The sequence below is a fragment of the Salinicoccus sediminis genome, from assembly GCF_000986795.1.
Lineage (GTDB): Bacteria > Bacillota > Bacilli > Staphylococcales > Salinicoccaceae > Salinicoccus > Salinicoccus sediminis.
In genome coordinates this window covers 29649-44008 of sequence record NZ_LAYZ01000026.1, presented here as the reverse complement: position 1 = coordinate 44008, position 14360 = coordinate 29649, and the positions used below count along the sequence as shown (strand labels likewise).

Genomic DNA, 14360 nt, shown 5'->3' with positions numbered 1-14360 from the left:
CATTTTCTTTTATTATAATTCTGAGCCGTACGTAATATAAATTCCGGCGACGAATAGAAAGAACACGGCAAAATATCCGGGCACTATCAGTGCATCAGGCAGGAATGTCTGTGTACCGAACATGATGAGTGTCCCCATCCCAAAACAGATTGCTGCTGCCACTTTCATAAAAAATCCTCCACTCCGTTCTTACTGATCATCACTGTCGATCCATGTCGTCTTCTCATCAAAGGGGGCCCGTTTGACATTATCTTTTGCCATGTCAGGTTCACCCACGAAAACGAGCCCCAGAATCTCCTCATCCTCCCGGAGACCGAAGTGCGCCTTCACCGGGGGCGTATTGTAGATCGGACCGCTCCGCCAGATGGCGCTGAGCCCGAGCGAATGCGCCGTGAGCAGCATGTTCTGGGTCGCTGCTGCGACCGCGCAGACATCCTCTATGTAGATTGCCTTCGGATTATCCGACGGGGACAGCACGACTGCGATCACCGTCGGAGCGGCGAACGGCTTTTTGCTGATTTTCTCTATGCGCTTCTTTCCTTCCTCCGACTCAGGATCGTCCACCCGGCCGCGGGCAGCCTCTTTGAGCACACGGGACAGTGGTTTCCTGCCCTCCCCGCTCAGCACGAAAAATTTCCACGGTTCCGTACGGTGGTGGTTCGGCGCCCATACCGCCGACCCGAGCATCGCCTCTATCTTTTCTCTTTCAACCGGCGTGTCCTTCACTCTGCCCAGACTGCGCCGTCCTCTGATTGCTTCTGTTACGTCCATGATCACTGCTCCTCAATTTTTTATTAACCTCAGGTTACCAGACTTCTCGCGATCTCAACAAAATAAAGTGCCCCTTTCTCGAGTGCTTCCTCATCAACAGTGAACCTGGGATGGTGAAGCGGGTAGGATCCCCCCGCCTCCTTGCTGTGCACCCCGATGAACTGCATGGATGCAGGGACCGCCTGTGAAAACGAAGAGAAATCCTCGGTGCCGAAAATCGGCTGGTCCACTTCGATCAGCTTGTCGGTGCCGAATATCTTTCCGGCGGCGTTGCGGGTCACTTCCACCGCTTCCGTCCTGTTGAAGACCGATGGGTACCCAATGTCCCAGTCTATGGTGTACTCCGCCCGGTGTGCCGCCGTCACCCCTTTTAATACATGTTCCAGTTCCTCTCGTGCCCGCACTCTTGACGCTTCATCTATCGAGCGGACGGTGCCGCCGATTTCAACATGTTCAGGTATGACGTTCATTGCGTCGCCGCCGTGGAAATTGGTGACTGAGATGACCGGCACTTTGTGCGGCGATATTTTGCGTGAGACAACCGTCTGCAGACTCATCGTGAACTCGGATCCGGTGATGATCGGATCGATTGCGGTGTCCGGGCTGGCGGCATGCCCGCCCCTGCCCGTTATCCGGATGCGGAAGTCATCCGCCGCGGCACAGAATGCACCTTCCCTCACAGCGAAATATCCCGTTTCATAATCGGGGGACACATGGAGGGCGAAAGCATAATCCACCCCATCTGCCACGCCGAGATCGACAAGTTCAGTGGCACCGCCGGGAAAGTCCTCCTCGGCGTGCTGGAAGACGAAGCGGATTTCCCCGTCGATTTCACCGCGCATGCGCGAGAGTTCACATGCCGCGCCGAGCAGCATCGCGGAGTGAGCGTCATGGCCGCATGCGTGCATCACGCCAGGGTTAGATGAGGCATATTCCACACCCGTCTCCTCACTCACCGGCAGTGCATCGATATCCGCACGGAGCAGTACCACCGGGCCATCGGTTTTCATCCCCCTGAGCACTCCCAGAACGCTCGTTTCCGTCGGCCGCGACACTTCGATCCCGTCGAATGTCCCGAGCACTTCTGCAATATATTCAGATGTTTCATATTCTTTATATGAAAGTTCCGGATTTCTGTGAAAATGTCTCCGCCAGCCGATCAGGGACTGTTTAAGATTCTTCGTTTCCATCGTCATGGGCTTTCCCTCCAAATGATTCTTATTCCTACAGTATACTAGAACCGTGCATATTAAATAAGGCTGAGTTGCCAATATTCCGCCTCTCGTATAAAATGGCTTAATACTGATAAAATTTAAAGGAGATGGAAGATTTGATAATGCTGATTCTGCTCGGGGCCGTTGCGGGCACACTCATCCCGGTCCAGACTTCCATCAACAGCCGGCTGGCCGTATTCACCCGGTCGGTCTTCCTGTCGTCGTTCTATTCTTTTCTGGTCGGCACGCTCATGCTCGTCCTCTTCAACCTTTTTGCGAACCCGGGAAAACTTTCGCCGTCATACGTGACGAGCCAGGATTTTTCATACATATGGTTTGTCGGCGGCCTGATGGGGGTCATCTACCTGACCGGCAATGTCCTGCTACTGCCGAAGATCGGCGCGGCACTTACAGTGATCATGACGGTGGCCGGACAGATGGTCATCGGCCTTCTGATCGACACGTTCGGCTGGTTTGACGCCTCTGTGCAACCCATCAACATTTTCAGGGTGCTCGGCATCGTCATCATGATTGCCGGCATCATTTTCATGAACTATAAGAAGAAAAGCGCACGTCTGGCAGCGGAATCATCGAACATCTGGCTCGCACTCGGCCTGTTCACAGGTGCCATGCCGCCCATCCAGACCGCTGTAAACAGCGCACTCCGGCATGAAGTGGATTCGTTCTTTTTCGCATCCCTCGTATCCTTCATCGTCGGCACCGCCGCACTGCTCATACTGTCACTGATCGTTGCCAGACACATCCGCTTCGTCACATATGACAGCACGAGCGGCAGCATCCGGCCGTGGCATTTCATCGGTGGTATACTCGGTGCGCTCTACGTCACGACCAACATCGTCCTCATGCCGCACCTCGGTGCCACGCTGACACTCATGACCGTCATCTTCGGACAGATGCTGATGGGACTCTTCATCGACCACTTCGGACTCCTCGGCATCCATAAGAACCCGATCGATGCGAGGAGGATCATCGGAGTAACCATGATCCTGTCCGGCATCGTACTGCTTCAGGCGTTCTGAACAAAGAGGGCGGCCCGACTTGGGCCGCCCTCTTTTTACATCCTTCTCAACTGTCTTCTCGTGAGGCTGAATACCATTCCGGCGAGAATGGCGAGCCACACGCCGATGGCTGCGAATATCGTGATGTATGGAATGATCATCAGAAATCCGAGATCCAGTGCGAGGGAGAGTTTCGTCGTGCCGACGGTGTACATGGCAATCGGGAAGGCCATGCCCCACATCTGGGGATCATAAGTGAACGGATAGTGGTTTACAATATGCCGCCATATGCCGAGTGTGATGAGCAGCGGAATCCACCATGTTCCGAGTACCCAGTAGAACAGGGTGAAGCCTTTGATGAAGACCCCGAGCTCCCTGATCAGTGCGGAATCCATGCCGTAGATTATGAGCACGGAACCGGCGAGTGTCGTGATGGCCAGTGCCCCCATGTTGATCCAGTACGGCGGTGCGAGCGACATCGCCTCCACTTTCAGGAACATCAGCCTGTAGAATATGAATGCGATGATGTTCAGGTAAAGCATGCAGCCGAGCAGAAAATGGCAGAGTGAAATGAACAGTATGATGTCGCTGTAAGCCCCCATGCCGGAAGCGACCAGTGTCCCGAGCACAGCGATGGACTCTGTGGAGACGACTGCCAGCAGCCATCCGCCGTTCACTGCCTCTTCTATCACCGGCTTCACTTTTTTGACGATGATGATAGTGAAAAATGTATACATCAATATTGCCCAGAGGAAGAATGCCACGCTCCAGAATATGAACCCCCACACATACAATCCCTTGATGACCACCAGCTGGCTGCCGAGCACTTCGGTGCCGGCAATCAGTGTGAAGAATCCCGGCCCCTTGCTGTGGTCCCCGAGATCGGAAAGGAATTCACCCGTATTGAGTGTGAACCGCATGATATTCAATGCGAGCAGGATTACATATATGAATAGATTGAAGTATATGAGTGCTTCTGCAGCGACGGGAAGCCCCAGATACCAGCATGAAAGCGACAATGCGCCGGTCGCCATGACCATCGCAAAATATCCCGGGAACAGGTTGCGCGACTGGCGTCTGAAAAAATTCAACACGATACCCACTCTTTCTGTCCTTATTTATAAAAAGTTTAACCTATTTATGATATACAACTTTCTCAAATTTTTCAATTTGCCGTCATTTGAAAATAAAAGCTGCCACCATAATGAGGTGACAGCCTGAAACATCTATGGGTTCTATTCGTATTGCCTTACCTGTCCATCATCTTTTTCGCCGCTGTGATTGAGCCTGTAGATCAGATAGCCGAAGCCGCCGATTGCCGACAGGCCGGCAAGCTGGAAGAGAAAATCTGCAAGTGTCGCATCCATGACAATCTCCCTTTCTATAAATTATTAAAGGAATTGTAGCACGGAATGTAAGTGGTTTCACTACTTTTTTGTAAATATACGGTAAAAATTTTACGGCCGTCTGCCGAACCGGTTGTTCCCGTCACTTGGCAGGAGGGTCAATATGAACCCTGTAATGTTGAAAAGTGCGATGACTGTGATGACCGCCGCTTTGGCTCCCCTTTTGATGAAGCTCATGAAAACGAGCGGCATCAAGAGAAATGACATCAGCTGTGGCAGCTGGAACCAGCCCGAAACACCGGCATCCTGGTACCGCCTTGAAGTAAGGGATATCATTGGTATCGAAATGAGTGCGCCCAGGACGTTCTGCATCTGCTGGGGCGCCCTGACTGCCGCGAGACCGATACCGGACAGGCCGAGCACAATGTTCGGCACCCAGTATTCTTTTCTTGTCGCGCGTCCCCTGAACTGGAATGCCTTTGCGAAGTAATCCTTCAGATCTTTGAACACATCCGTTCCTCCTCATTGTTTGTTGTTCTTTCATTATACTAAAAATAATCATCATCTCATAAGGTCCTACTCCAAAAACACGAAAGTTGTTCTGTCAGACCTCATGAAAACGCATTAAAACATGAACTTAATTTGATAATACTGTTGAAAAGTTCGTCAATGGTGTTACAATAGTATTATTCTAAATTAAAGCACTCATATAATAGCAGTGATATGGTCTGCAAGTTTCTACCGGACACCGTAAATGTTCCGACTATGGGTGGGCAAAATACGGACGGATATGAATGTACCCGTGTACATTCTCCTTTGATCCCGGAACTGTTGCTCATCCTTCGGATGCGCGGTGGTTTTGGGATTTTTTATTTGGAAGAATGGTTTTAAAAAATGGCTGAGGTGAAAAGAATGGATATTTTGAAAGAGAAGATTTTAACAGAAGGGATCGCCCTTTCCGAAACTGTGCTCAAAGTCGACAACTTTTTGAATCATCAGGTCGATCCGTCGCTGATGCATGAAATCGGACGGGAGTTCCAAAACCGTTTCGAAGAGAAAGGCATCACGAAAATACTGACGCTTGAATCATCCGGCATCGCCCCGTCTGTGATGGCAGGGCTCTTGATGGGTGTGCCGGTCATATTTGCCCGCAAAAGGCAGTCCCTCACTCTGACGGACGGGCTGCTTACTTCCGAAGTGTACTCCTACACAAAACAGGAGATCAATAAAGTCTGTGTCGCCCATAAATTCATCGGGGAGGATGACACGGTGCTCATCATCGATGATTTCCTCGCCAACGGCAAGGCCGCCGAAGCGCTGATCCATCTCGCGGACCAGGCAGGCGCTGAGATCGCCGGCATCGGAATCGTCATTGAAAAAGCATTCCAGGAGGGCGGGAGCGCCCTCAGGGAGAAAGGGTATCATGTAGAATCGCTCGCCCGTATCGCAAACCTCGAAGCAGGCAAAATCGAATTTGTTAAGGAAAAGGAGCATTCCAATGCAGATGTCTAAGACGAAATCACTGTCCCTCGGACTCCAGCACGTCCTTGCGATGTATGCCGGGGCTGTCATCGTTCCGCTCATCATCGGGGCGGGCATCGGCCTGTCCAACGCCCAGCTCACCTATCTGATCGCCATCGATATCATGATGTGCGGTGTTGCGAGCATACTGCAGGTCTGGAAGAATAAATTTTCAGGCATCGGTCTGCCTGTCGTACTCGGGTGTACATTCACCGCCGTCGGACCGATCATCGCCATCGGCAACAGCTACGGCATCGAATCCGTCTATGGATCCATCCTCGTATCGGGTCTCGCCGTCGTCCTCATCGCCAGGTATTTCAGCAAGATGATCCGGTTCTTCCCGCCGGTCGTCACCGGATCCGTCGTCACAGTCATCGGTATCACGCTCATTCCCGTCGCATTCAACGATCTTGCCGGCGGCCAGGGCAGTGAGAACTTCGCCTCGCCGATGAACCTTGCCATCGGATTCGGGACTTTATTCGTCATACTGATGATCTTCAAATTCGGCAGGGGATTCGTCAAATCCATCGCCATACTGCTCGGCATCATGATCGGTACCGGGGTCAGTGCATTTTTCGGGCTCGTGGATTTCTCTGCAGTCGGCGAAAGCTCCTGGTTCCATCTGCCACAGGTATTCTATTTCGGCATGCCGGAATTCCATCTTGCACCGATACTGACGATGATTCTCGTCGCAGTCGTCAGCCTTGTCGAGTCGACCGGCGTCTATTTTGCACTCGGTGACATCACCGACAAGGAACTGGGAGAAGAGGATCTGAAGCGCGGTTACCGGGCAGAAGGGCTCGCCATACTGTTCGGCGGCCTGTTCAACTCATTCCCGTATACGACATTTTCACAGAATGTCGGCCTCGTCCAGCTTTCCGGCGTGAGAAGCAACCACATCATCTATATTGCAGGCGGCATGCTGATCCTGCTCGGCCTTGTCCCGAAAATCGGTGCACTGACACTCGCCATCCCGACATCCGTCCTTGGCGGTGCAATGCTTGCGATGTTCGGCATGGTCATCTCCTACGGCATCAAGATGCTTTCAAATGTAGACTTTGAAAAGCAGGAGAACCTGATGATCGTCGGCATTTCCGTCGGCATGGGACTCGGTGTCACCGCAGTGCCTGAACTGTTCGCAGCACTTCCAGAACGCATATCCGTCCTCACAGACAGTGGCATCGTGATGGGGAGCCTTACGGCCATCATACTCAACATCGTCTTCAATATAAGAAAAGCACCTGCTGTCAATGCGGAAAAAGCTTCCCGCGAACAACACGTGACAGGCTAGTATTTCAGGGCGTCTCCCACAGAGGCGTCTTTTGTTTGTGTTGTGCAGATTTTGGGCATATACTGTTGCACAAAGACAGTTAAGCAGGAGAGATTATCATGAAAAGAATCATAATGGGCACAGTATTTTTGATTGCAGGAATCGCCCACTTCCTGAAACCCGGGAAATTTGCCGGCATCACACCCGGCTTCATACCCTTTAAGACATTCACCGCCTACTTCACCGGCCTGCTGGAGTTTGCTTTCGGAGTACTGCTGCTTCTCGGCAGAATCAGAAACTGGCAGCTGAACGGAATGCAGAAATTCCTGTGGGCAGTATTCCCTGCCAATATCTATATGTACACCCACCAGGAAAAACTCGGCCTTGAAAAATATCCGAAATGGGCACTGCTCGGACGTCTGCCGCTCCAGCAGCTGATGGTCGATATGCTTGAAGATGTTAAGAAGTAGCAATGTCCTTTCAAAAGGATACTGTTAAAATCGAAGAAGCCGGGGGATCATGATCCCCCGGCTTCTTAATCATACCTATTCGTTTGTAACGGTATCCACTTTCAGCAGATATCCGAGGTATTTCGCAATCTCGAGCATGCCGTACTGACGGGCTGCTTCTTCTGCGTTCGAGTTGTAGTTTGTGTTCGTGTTTATGTCATAGGTATATATCGTGCCATTCTTATCCCTGATGAATTCGATGCCGGCTATCTGGATATCGTTGTCCCGGAGCACTTTTTTATACTTTTCAATGACGGGCTCGTCAAACCCGTTGACGATCTGGAATTTTGGCTGGCTGCCTGCATCGGCCCCGGCCGGGCAGAACAGGTCTTCGACCGAGCAGGCGTCTGCCGGGCACAGTTCGAAGCCGTCTGAAGTGTCGACCATCACGGCATACAGGAATTCACCGCCGACGAATTCACATCTGGTGATGAAGGGCTCCGGTGATTCTATATATTCCTGGATCAGGGTGATGCCGTCGACCGACGCGTCGAAATCCTCACTTTCGACATAATCTTTCAAGCCTTCCGGGGATTGGAAGAGCCGGACGCCTAGGCCTTTGCCTGCGCGGTTGTGCTTTGTAATGAAAGATCTGCCTCTGAATTTTTCCGCGGCTTCAATCAGCTGCTCTTTGCCCGCGGCTGCGATTGTTTCCGGTGTCTTCACCCCATATTTTTCAAGCTGCAGATACTGGCGGACTTTGCTCACTTCAAGATCCAATGCACCGCTCCCGTTGATGACCGTCCTGCCGTAGTGTTCGAGCCAGGCAAGTACAGCATCCGCAAGTTCAGGCGCATACCTGTTTCCTCTTGTATGCGAGGAGGCACTCATCCTGTTATAGAATATACCTTCCGGCGGCGCCTCGTTCAGATCGACGGTGCCGCGGGAGAGGTTCCAGTCTTCATAAGGCAGTCCCAGCTCTTCAAACCGTTTATAGAGTGGCTTTGTCCATTCATTGTTTTCATGAATTACATAGATCTTTTCCATATGATCAATACCCTTCCATAACCTTATCCATGATTTTAAAAAATGCGCTTTCCGGATAAGAAAGCGCATCTGCCCGCCTTATCTTCCAGACCGGACGGTCTGATGGATTTGGCACAGTATCATTCTGACCTGCTGCCGAGGTTTCACCGGGCCAGTTCCCTCCGCCTCTCTGGATAAAAGTTAATTCATATTTTATTACTAGGTTATTGATCATGATAAACCCTTCAGAGTATTGTGTCAATGAACTAATCAGCATTCATGAAGGTTTTTTCATATTCGAAAAACCGCTCCACATTGTTATCACCGGCAATTGCCGCAATGTGGCCGTCCGGGCGGATGAGCATGACGGTGTTTTTGCTGATGCCCGCCTTTTTCACCGCTGCCGTCCAGTTGAATTCATGCAGTGCAAAATTTGAATTTTGCATGAACCGGCGCATCTCGGCACTCGTCTGACCGTACAGCTGGTAATGGAACTCCGCACCTTCAAGCGGCGCATAGTTGTCACTGTCCCCATACTTTACCCACGGCAGCCGGTCGCCGCTTTTGAGTTTTCCCGCACTGCCGCGTGACAGCATGCTGTCCTCATAATCGATATGGATCTGGGAGACGAGGCGGAACATCGTCCGCCGGACTGCGTTGAACCGTGTGAGCGCAGGGGCCATAGCCGGCATGAACAGATTTCTCACTGCATCCGATGCGGGATTGTCAGCAATCATGCCTTTGAACACCTGGTCGGTTGTTCTGACCAGAAGGCTTGCAAACGGAATCCTTTCCTCTTCATAGGAGTCAAGAATTTCCGCATCCATTCCCCCTTCGATCACTTCGGCCAGTTTCCATGACAGGTTCATCGCATCTCCGATGCCCGTGTTCATCCCCTGGCCGCCTGCCGGACTGTGGATATGTGCGGCATCACCGGTGATGAAGACCCGTCCTTTCCTGAAATGTTCGCTGACCCTGTGGTGGACTTTGTAGGTTGAAAACCAGTTGATTGTTTCCGCCTCTATCCCTACATGATTTTCAACATAGTCGCTCACATCTCCGTACCGGGCATCTTCTTTTCTTTGGGCGATCTGCTCGGGAACGAGGCCGATGATGCGCAGCGAACCGGATGTCCTTAACGGCAGAACAAGGGCAAACCCCTCTTTTGACATATGGACCTGCACACCGCCGACACTGCTGTCGCTCATCACATCAGCCACGAAGAACACCTCTTCGTATGTGCCTCCCGGAAAGTCATAACCCATCTGTTTCCGGACAGAGCTCCCCGGGCCGTCGCAGCCGCACAGATAACTGCATTCAAGCGTCTCCGTTTCATCATCACCTGATATGACAGCTTTGACTCTGCTATCTGTTTCTTCGTAGTAGAGGAGCTCACGGCTCCATTCGACTTCAGTATTTTTTGTCTGCAGGTAGCGGATGACGATGCGTTCATGCACATCCTGGGGCAGGCTCAGCACGAAAGGGAAAGGGCTGAGTCCTTTGCCGATATTACCGAAAGTGATCTTCCCCCGTTTTCTGCCGTCATTGAAAATCGCAACGTTATCGGCAATGATTCCCTTATCGATCATTTCCCCTGCCAGGCCGAACTGGTCATACAGTTCAAGTGTCCTTGCATGGACCACCATGGCCCTAGATTCCTCGCCGGGTCCGTCTGCCTTATCGATGATCCTGAACGGTATGCCTCTCTGCTCAAGTCCAACTGCCATCGCCAGCCCTGTCGGCCCTGCGCCCACAACCAATACTTCGTTTTCCATACAACCGCCCCTTTGCGCGTGTTATTCCCCTGTTCCCGCTTCTGCTGCCTCATATTCCTCCCGGGCCTGAATCATCTCCCGCGGGAAATCTGTCATGATAGCTTCGACACCGAGTTCGAAAAATTGTTTTGCACTGTCGGCGTCGTTGACCGTCCAGACACGGACTTTATCTTCAGTATGGTTGATCCGTTCCACTTTTTTCAGCACCGCTTTGTATGACAGGTGGAGCGCATCAAGTTTCAGCGTATTAATATAGTCATAGATGATACCCGGCACCTTTTTGCTGAGCCATGCAATCCTCGCATTCGGATTGATCGTCTTCATGCGGATCAGTGTCGGCAGATGGAACGAGGAATAGATCACCTTGTGTTCGATCGAATAGGCGCTGACCATCGCATCCACTTTCTCTTCGATGCCCTCATACAGGACCTTGTTTGTCTTGAGTTCAATGTTGAGCTCTATGTCCTGATGATCCGCAAGATCCAGCACTTCTTCGAGCGTCGGCACAGTCTCTTTGTCCCACGCTTCCTCATAGGCTTCAAAATCCTTGTATCTGACCCCCGCACTCAAAGTCCGTAGCTCGGCAAGTGTCATATCCCTGACGAGGCCTTGGCCGTCGGTCTTCTCCTCAACATATTCATCATGGATGACCACGAGGTGGCCGTCCGATGTCATATGCACATCAACCTCCAGACCATCCACTCCTGCATCAAGGGCTGCCTTAAAAGCCGGCATCGTATTTTCGGGATGGGTGCCCATCGCCCCTCTGTGCGCGTATATTTTAGTCATTGTCCTTCACACTCCATTTGAATTAAAAAAGAGGAGAAACATTCCCATGCTCATCCCCCGGTCTAACTGTCCTTTAGTGCAGTTTCAATTATATTTACCCAATGATTTTTTAATCAAACCCGCTTTTCCCTTTTTATCTTCCGCTTTGGTGATGCCGCTTCCGACGATGACCACTGCCGGGTTCAGATCGAGATAGCGGTCCAGGTTGGTTTCATTGATGCCGCCGGCGACATACACTTTGAAGTGCCGGTCTGTTGTAAGCTCTTGGAAGAGTGGATTGTGACCCGCGCCTCCCGACTGCTGATCTTTGCCGATATGCGCACTGACAGAGCTGACGCCGATAGATTCGAGCTGATCAAAGACGTCCGGATCTTTATTGTTCAGAAGATCGACCACAACTTCTTTCTGCCTTGCCTCAGCAGCCTCCACACAGGCGCCTATAGTGTTCATGTCGGCGAAAGACATGACAGTGATGATATCCGCCCCGTAATCGAATGCCGTCTCGCTTTCACTCTTTCCGGCGTCACATATTTTGACATCGGCCAGCACCGATTTCCGGGGGTACCTCTCTTTTATATCCCTGACGATGCCGAGCCCGTATTCCTTGATGATACCGGTGCCGACCTCGATGATATCCACCGATTCACCCACCTGGGCAAGTATCCGGAAGCATTCTTCATACGTCAACCTGTCGAGTGCGATCTGAAGCTTCATAAATTCCTCTCCTCTTTCTGATCAGTCATACGTTTTAAAGCCCTGTTCATTGAACGAGACGATCTCTTTGATATGCCTGTCGAATATGCCCGTTTCGACAACTCCCGGGATGTTCACCAGTTCCTGGTGCAGCTCACCTGGATCATCGACCGTTCTGTAAGTGCAGTCTACGATGTAATTCCCATTGTCAGTGACGAACAGCCCCCCTCCGGCCATTCTCATTTGTGTCGCAGCACCGGTTGCTTCGAGGAGCCTACCTGTCATCCTGTAGAGGTACTGGTTAATCTCAACCGGAATCTCAACTCCGCCAAAGTCCTCCACTTTTTTACGCTCGTGTGCAACGAGGATGAGCCTCCCGGCAAAGTAGTCCACCTGCTTTTCGCGCATGAGCGATCCTCCGCCTCCCTTTACTGCGAGGCAGTTTCCTGTGAACTGGTCTGCTCCGTCAATTGCGGCGTCCACCCTCTCTGCATCATGGATGACGGTGAGACCCAGGTTCTGCAGCGCTTTTTCGGTTTTTAGCGAGGTGGATAAAAACTCCACTGACAGATCCTGCCTATCAATGTGATCTTTCATCACCGGGATATATTTTTCTATAGTCGTGCCGGATCCCATCCCGATGATGCTGCCGTCTTCAATATATTGATTGAGATATTCAAAAGCTTTCTCCATTTATTCTGCACCCCCTGCCATCATATCAGGTATGATGAACACAAGTCCCGGTACAAATGCTATCAAGAGCAGTACTGCAACGATGATGAGAAGATACGGGATGACTGCCGTAAACGAGCGTTCAATGGACAAGCCGCCGATCTTGCTGGCAATGAGCAGGCATAATCCGTATGGCGGTGTCGCGAGACCCACGGCGAGCGTGATTATGACAATGAGCCCGAGATGCACCGGATCGATGCCGAATGCTTCGGATGCCGGCAGTATGATGGGCACGAACAGGATCATTGCAGGTATCGCATCCATGAACGTTCCGATGATCAGGAAGAAACCGATGATCAGCAGAAGGAATACCCATTTCATCGAAATATTTTCAGTAAAGAATGTCTGTGCAAGTGTCGCGAGCTGATAATAGCTCAGCAGCTCACCGAGTGCACTGGCAGTCGCCAGGGCAAACAGGGACAATGCGCTGAGTGACAGTGTATCAAAGATGATCTTGGGCAGGTCCCTTATTTTGAGTGTCTTATAGTAGAACATGCTGATAAGAAGCGTGTAGACCGAAGCGATCGCCGCCGATTCAGTGGCCGTGAACAGGCCGGTCATTATGCCGCCGATAATGATGATGATTGTCAGAAGTGCCGGGAAAGTGTCCAGGAACTTCTTCCCTATTTCCTTCAGATGCACCCTTTTGAAAGTCGGATACCCCTTTTTCACGGACAGGAAATATATGAATATCATCATGCCGAGGCCGATCAGTATACCGGGTATGATTCCACCCAGGAAAAGCGTGCCGACGGATGCGTTGGCAACCCCTGCAAAGATGATCATCGGGATGCTCGGCGGTATGACGACACCGATTGTGGAGGAGGCTGCGGTGACACCGACAGCCGTCTCCCTGTCGTAGCCGTTTTTAAGCATGCTCGGGATCAACACTTTCCCGGTACCCGCAGTATCCGCCTGAGCGGCACCGGACACACCGGCAAAGATCATGGACACCAGCACGTTCGCCTGGGCGAGCCCGCCCTTCAATGGGCCGACGATGGCAAGCGCCAGATCGATCATCTTTTCGGAAATCTTACCGGAGTTCATCAGGTTCGCAGCCAGTATGAACAACGGCACGGCGAGCAGGACGAACGAATCCAGCCCGTTGACCATCTTCATCGGGATGATCACTTCCGGTATATCAGGAATCGTCATCATGCCGAGCAATGCCACGATTCCGATGACGAATGCAATCGGCACCCCGATTACAAGCAGTATGATAAACAGTAAAACCAGGAGATAACCCATCAGTTACCGACCTCCTTTCCATCCATTTTGCTAAGTTTCCCGATCGAGTCTGCAATATGATCCACAGAATACAGGATCATCGTCACGGACATTACCGGCACAGCCAGCCAGATAAAGCCCATCTTGAGCGCCGGCATTGTTTCCCATGTATAGTTCCAGAAATGCTCCAGCAGCTGGAAACCGTATATTGTGATCAGTACGTTGAATGCCACGAGAAGTGTATCGATGAATATGTTCAGGTATAATTTGTTCTTTTGGCCCAGCTTCATCTGAAGGAAATCGAATGTGAAATGTTCTTTATGCTTCACCATGACGGCCGCTCCCATGAAGATGGCCCAGATGAATGCATTATTTGCAAGTTCCTCCGTCCACAAAACCGACATGCCCATGTAGCGGGTGATGATCTGCAGCAGTGTGGCAAGGAAAAAGATTATCAGAAATATGATACCCGCAGTAATCTGTATCTTTTCTATCGTCTTTATCAGTCTGTTCATTCTTCCACCTCCG

The 14360-nt window shown here is 51.3% G+C and carries 17 protein-coding genes and 2 riboswitches; of the genes, 4 read left to right on the top strand and 13 right to left on the bottom strand.

Annotation, left to right across the window (positions count from 1 at the left end; genetic code table 11):
- Nucleotides 1-12: 12 nt before the first annotated feature.
- Genes WN59_RS13775 through WN59_RS12700 form a run of 3 tightly spaced genes read right to left on the bottom strand, consistent with a single transcriptional unit; the run spans nucleotide 13 to nucleotide 1967 of the window.
- Nucleotides 13-168: a hypothetical protein gene (locus WN59_RS13775; RefSeq protein ID WP_197073424.1), complete on the bottom strand. Its 156-nt coding sequence runs from the start codon at nucleotides 166-168 to the stop codon at nucleotides 13-15.
- A gap of 21 nt (nucleotides 169-189) precedes the next feature.
- Nucleotides 190-771, bottom strand: a complete 582-nt coding sequence (locus WN59_RS12705; RefSeq protein ID WP_046580705.1) for a nitroreductase family protein — start codon at nucleotides 769-771, stop codon at nucleotides 190-192.
- 29 nt (nucleotides 772-800) lie between these two features.
- The gene (locus WN59_RS12700) at nucleotides 801-1967 is read right to left on the bottom strand and encodes an amidohydrolase (RefSeq protein WP_046580703.1); all 1167 of its coding nucleotides are present in this window, start codon (nucleotides 1965-1967) and stop codon (nucleotides 801-803) included.
- A 134-nt stretch (nucleotides 1968-2101) separates the two neighbouring features.
- On the opposite strand from WN59_RS12700, the gene WN59_RS12695 reads away from it, so the two are divergent.
- Nucleotides 2102-3025, top strand: a complete 924-nt coding sequence (locus WN59_RS12695) for a DMT family transporter (RefSeq protein ID WP_046580701.1) — start codon at nucleotides 2102-2104, stop codon at nucleotides 3023-3025.
- 35 nt (nucleotides 3026-3060) lie between these two features.
- On the opposite strand, the gene WN59_RS12690 is transcribed toward WN59_RS12695, so the two are convergent.
- The 3 genes from WN59_RS12690 to WN59_RS12685 all read right to left on the bottom strand — a co-directional run bounded on the left by WN59_RS12690 (nucleotide 3061) and on the right by WN59_RS12685 (nucleotide 4860).
- Entirely contained in the window at nucleotides 3061-4098 is a 1038-nt protein-coding gene (locus tag WN59_RS12690; protein ID WP_046580700.1) for a tellurite resistance/C4-dicarboxylate transporter family protein, read from the bottom strand.
- A gap of 141 nt (nucleotides 4099-4239) precedes the next feature.
- Nucleotides 4240-4371 carry a hypothetical protein gene (locus tag WN59_RS13910; RefSeq protein ID WP_269430693.1) on the bottom strand — a complete coding sequence of 44 codons (132 nt, stop codon included), beginning with the start codon at nucleotides 4369-4371 and terminating at the stop codon, nucleotides 4240-4242.
- A 90-nt stretch (nucleotides 4372-4461) separates the two neighbouring features.
- The gene (locus tag WN59_RS12685; protein WP_046580698.1) at nucleotides 4462-4860 is read right to left on the bottom strand and encodes a DUF805 domain-containing protein; all 399 of its coding nucleotides are present in this window, start codon (nucleotides 4858-4860) and stop codon (nucleotides 4462-4464) included.
- Nucleotides 4861-5035: 175 nt separating this feature from the next.
- Nucleotides 5036-5136, top strand: a riboswitch (purine riboswitch).
- A 126-nt stretch (nucleotides 5137-5262) separates the two neighbouring features.
- On the opposite strand from WN59_RS12685, the gene WN59_RS12680 reads away from it, so the two are divergent.
- The 3 genes from WN59_RS12680 (at nucleotide 5263) to WN59_RS12670 (ending at nucleotide 7611) form a co-directional block, all read left to right on the top strand.
- Complete coding sequence (locus WN59_RS12680) at nucleotides 5263-5862, top strand: xanthine phosphoribosyltransferase (protein ID WP_046580696.1); 600 nt, start codon at nucleotides 5263-5265, stop codon at nucleotides 5860-5862.
- On the top strand, nucleotides 5849-7162 hold the full coding sequence (locus WN59_RS12675; protein ID WP_046580694.1) for a nucleobase:cation symporter-2 family protein: 1314 nt from the start codon (nucleotides 5849-5851) through the stop codon (nucleotides 7160-7162). Before WN59_RS12680 ends, WN59_RS12675 begins: the two co-directional genes overlap by 14 nt.
- 98 nt (nucleotides 7163-7260) lie before the next feature.
- Complete coding sequence (locus WN59_RS12670) at nucleotides 7261-7611, top strand: DoxX family protein (RefSeq protein WP_046580692.1); 351 nt, start codon at nucleotides 7261-7263, stop codon at nucleotides 7609-7611.
- Between the two features lie 75 nt (nucleotides 7612-7686).
- Here WN59_RS12670 and WN59_RS12665 read toward each other — a convergent pair whose 3' ends face one another.
- From WN59_RS12665 to WN59_RS12630, 7 genes are all read right to left on the bottom strand, one after another.
- On the bottom strand, nucleotides 7687-8637 hold the full coding sequence (locus WN59_RS12665) for an ATP-grasp domain-containing protein (RefSeq protein ID WP_046580690.1): 951 nt from the start codon (nucleotides 8635-8637) through the stop codon (nucleotides 7687-7689).
- 75 nt (nucleotides 8638-8712) lie between these two features.
- A riboswitch (SAM riboswitch) is annotated at nucleotides 8713-8817 on the bottom strand.
- Nucleotides 8818-8882: 65 nt separating this feature from the next.
- Nucleotides 8883-10391 (bottom strand): FAD-dependent monooxygenase, encoded by a 1509-nt coding sequence (locus WN59_RS12655; protein ID WP_046580686.1) that lies wholly within the window; start codon nucleotides 10389-10391, stop codon nucleotides 8883-8885.
- 21 nt (nucleotides 10392-10412) lie between these two features.
- On the bottom strand, nucleotides 10413-11180 hold the full coding sequence (locus tag WN59_RS12650) for a glycerophosphodiester phosphodiesterase (RefSeq protein ID WP_046580684.1): 768 nt from the start codon (nucleotides 11178-11180) through the stop codon (nucleotides 10413-10415).
- An 84-nt stretch (nucleotides 11181-11264) separates the two neighbouring features.
- On the bottom strand, nucleotides 11265-11894 hold the full coding sequence (gene hxlA, locus WN59_RS12645; RefSeq protein WP_046580682.1) for a 3-hexulose-6-phosphate synthase: 630 nt from the start codon (nucleotides 11892-11894) through the stop codon (nucleotides 11265-11267).
- A gap of 21 nt (nucleotides 11895-11915) precedes the next feature.
- A complete protein-coding gene (gene rpiA, locus WN59_RS12640) occupies nucleotides 11916-12566 on the bottom strand; it encodes a ribose 5-phosphate isomerase A (RefSeq protein WP_046580680.1) in 651 nt (216 codons plus the stop codon).
- Nucleotides 12567-13853 (bottom strand): TRAP transporter large permease, encoded by a 1287-nt coding sequence (locus tag WN59_RS12635; protein WP_046580678.1) that lies wholly within the window; start codon nucleotides 13851-13853, stop codon nucleotides 12567-12569.
- On the bottom strand, nucleotides 13853-14347 hold the full coding sequence (locus tag WN59_RS12630) for a TRAP transporter small permease (RefSeq protein WP_046580676.1): 495 nt from the start codon (nucleotides 14345-14347) through the stop codon (nucleotides 13853-13855). The genes WN59_RS12635 and WN59_RS12630 overlap by 1 nt, the downstream gene beginning before the upstream one ends.
- Nucleotides 14348-14360 lie beyond the last annotated feature (13 nt).

Bases quoted from the DNA above. Each gene is read 5' to 3' on its own strand.
- WN59_RS13775 (WP_197073424.1), bottom strand. From the start codon at position 168: ATGAAAGTGGCAGCAGCAATCTGTTTTGGGATGGGGACACTCATCATG.
- WN59_RS12705 (WP_046580705.1), bottom strand. From the start codon at position 771: ATGGACGTAACAGAAGCAATCAGAGGACGGCGCAGTCTGGGCAGAGTG.
- WN59_RS12700 (WP_046580703.1), bottom strand. From the start codon at position 1,967: ATGACGATGGAAACGAAGAATCTTAAACAGTCCCTGATCGGCTGGCGG.
- WN59_RS13910 (WP_269430693.1), bottom strand. From the start codon at position 4,371: ATGGATGCGACACTTGCAGATTTTCTCTTCCAGCTTGCCGGCCTGTCG.
- WN59_RS12680 (WP_046580696.1), top strand. From the start codon at position 5,263: ATGGATATTTTGAAAGAGAAGATTTTAACAGAAGGGATCGCCCTTTCC.
- WN59_RS12675 (WP_046580694.1), top strand. From the start codon at position 5,849: ATGCAGATGTCTAAGACGAAATCACTGTCCCTCGGACTCCAGCACGTC.
- WN59_RS12670 (WP_046580692.1), top strand. From the start codon at position 7,261: ATGAAAAGAATCATAATGGGCACAGTATTTTTGATTGCAGGAATCGCC.
- WN59_RS12665 (WP_046580690.1), bottom strand. From the start codon at position 8,637: ATGGAAAAGATCTATGTAATTCATGAAAACAATGAATGGACAAAGCCA.
- WN59_RS12655 (WP_046580686.1), bottom strand. From the start codon at position 10,391: ATGGAAAACGAAGTATTGGTTGTGGGCGCAGGGCCGACAGGGCTGGCG.
- WN59_RS12650 (WP_046580684.1), bottom strand. From the start codon at position 11,180: ATGACTAAAATATACGCGCACAGAGGGGCGATGGGCACCCATCCCGAA.
- hxlA (WP_046580682.1), bottom strand. From the start codon at position 11,894: ATGAAGCTTCAGATCGCACTCGACAGGTTGACGTATGAAGAATGCTTC.
- rpiA (WP_046580680.1), bottom strand. From the start codon at position 12,566: ATGGAGAAAGCTTTTGAATATCTCAATCAATATATTGAAGACGGCAGC.
- WN59_RS12635 (WP_046580678.1), bottom strand. From the start codon at position 13,853: ATGGGTTATCTCCTGGTTTTACTGTTTATCATACTGCTTGTAATCGGG.
- WN59_RS12630 (WP_046580676.1), bottom strand. From the start codon at position 14,347: ATGAACAGACTGATAAAGACGATAGAAAAGATACAGATTACTGCGGGT.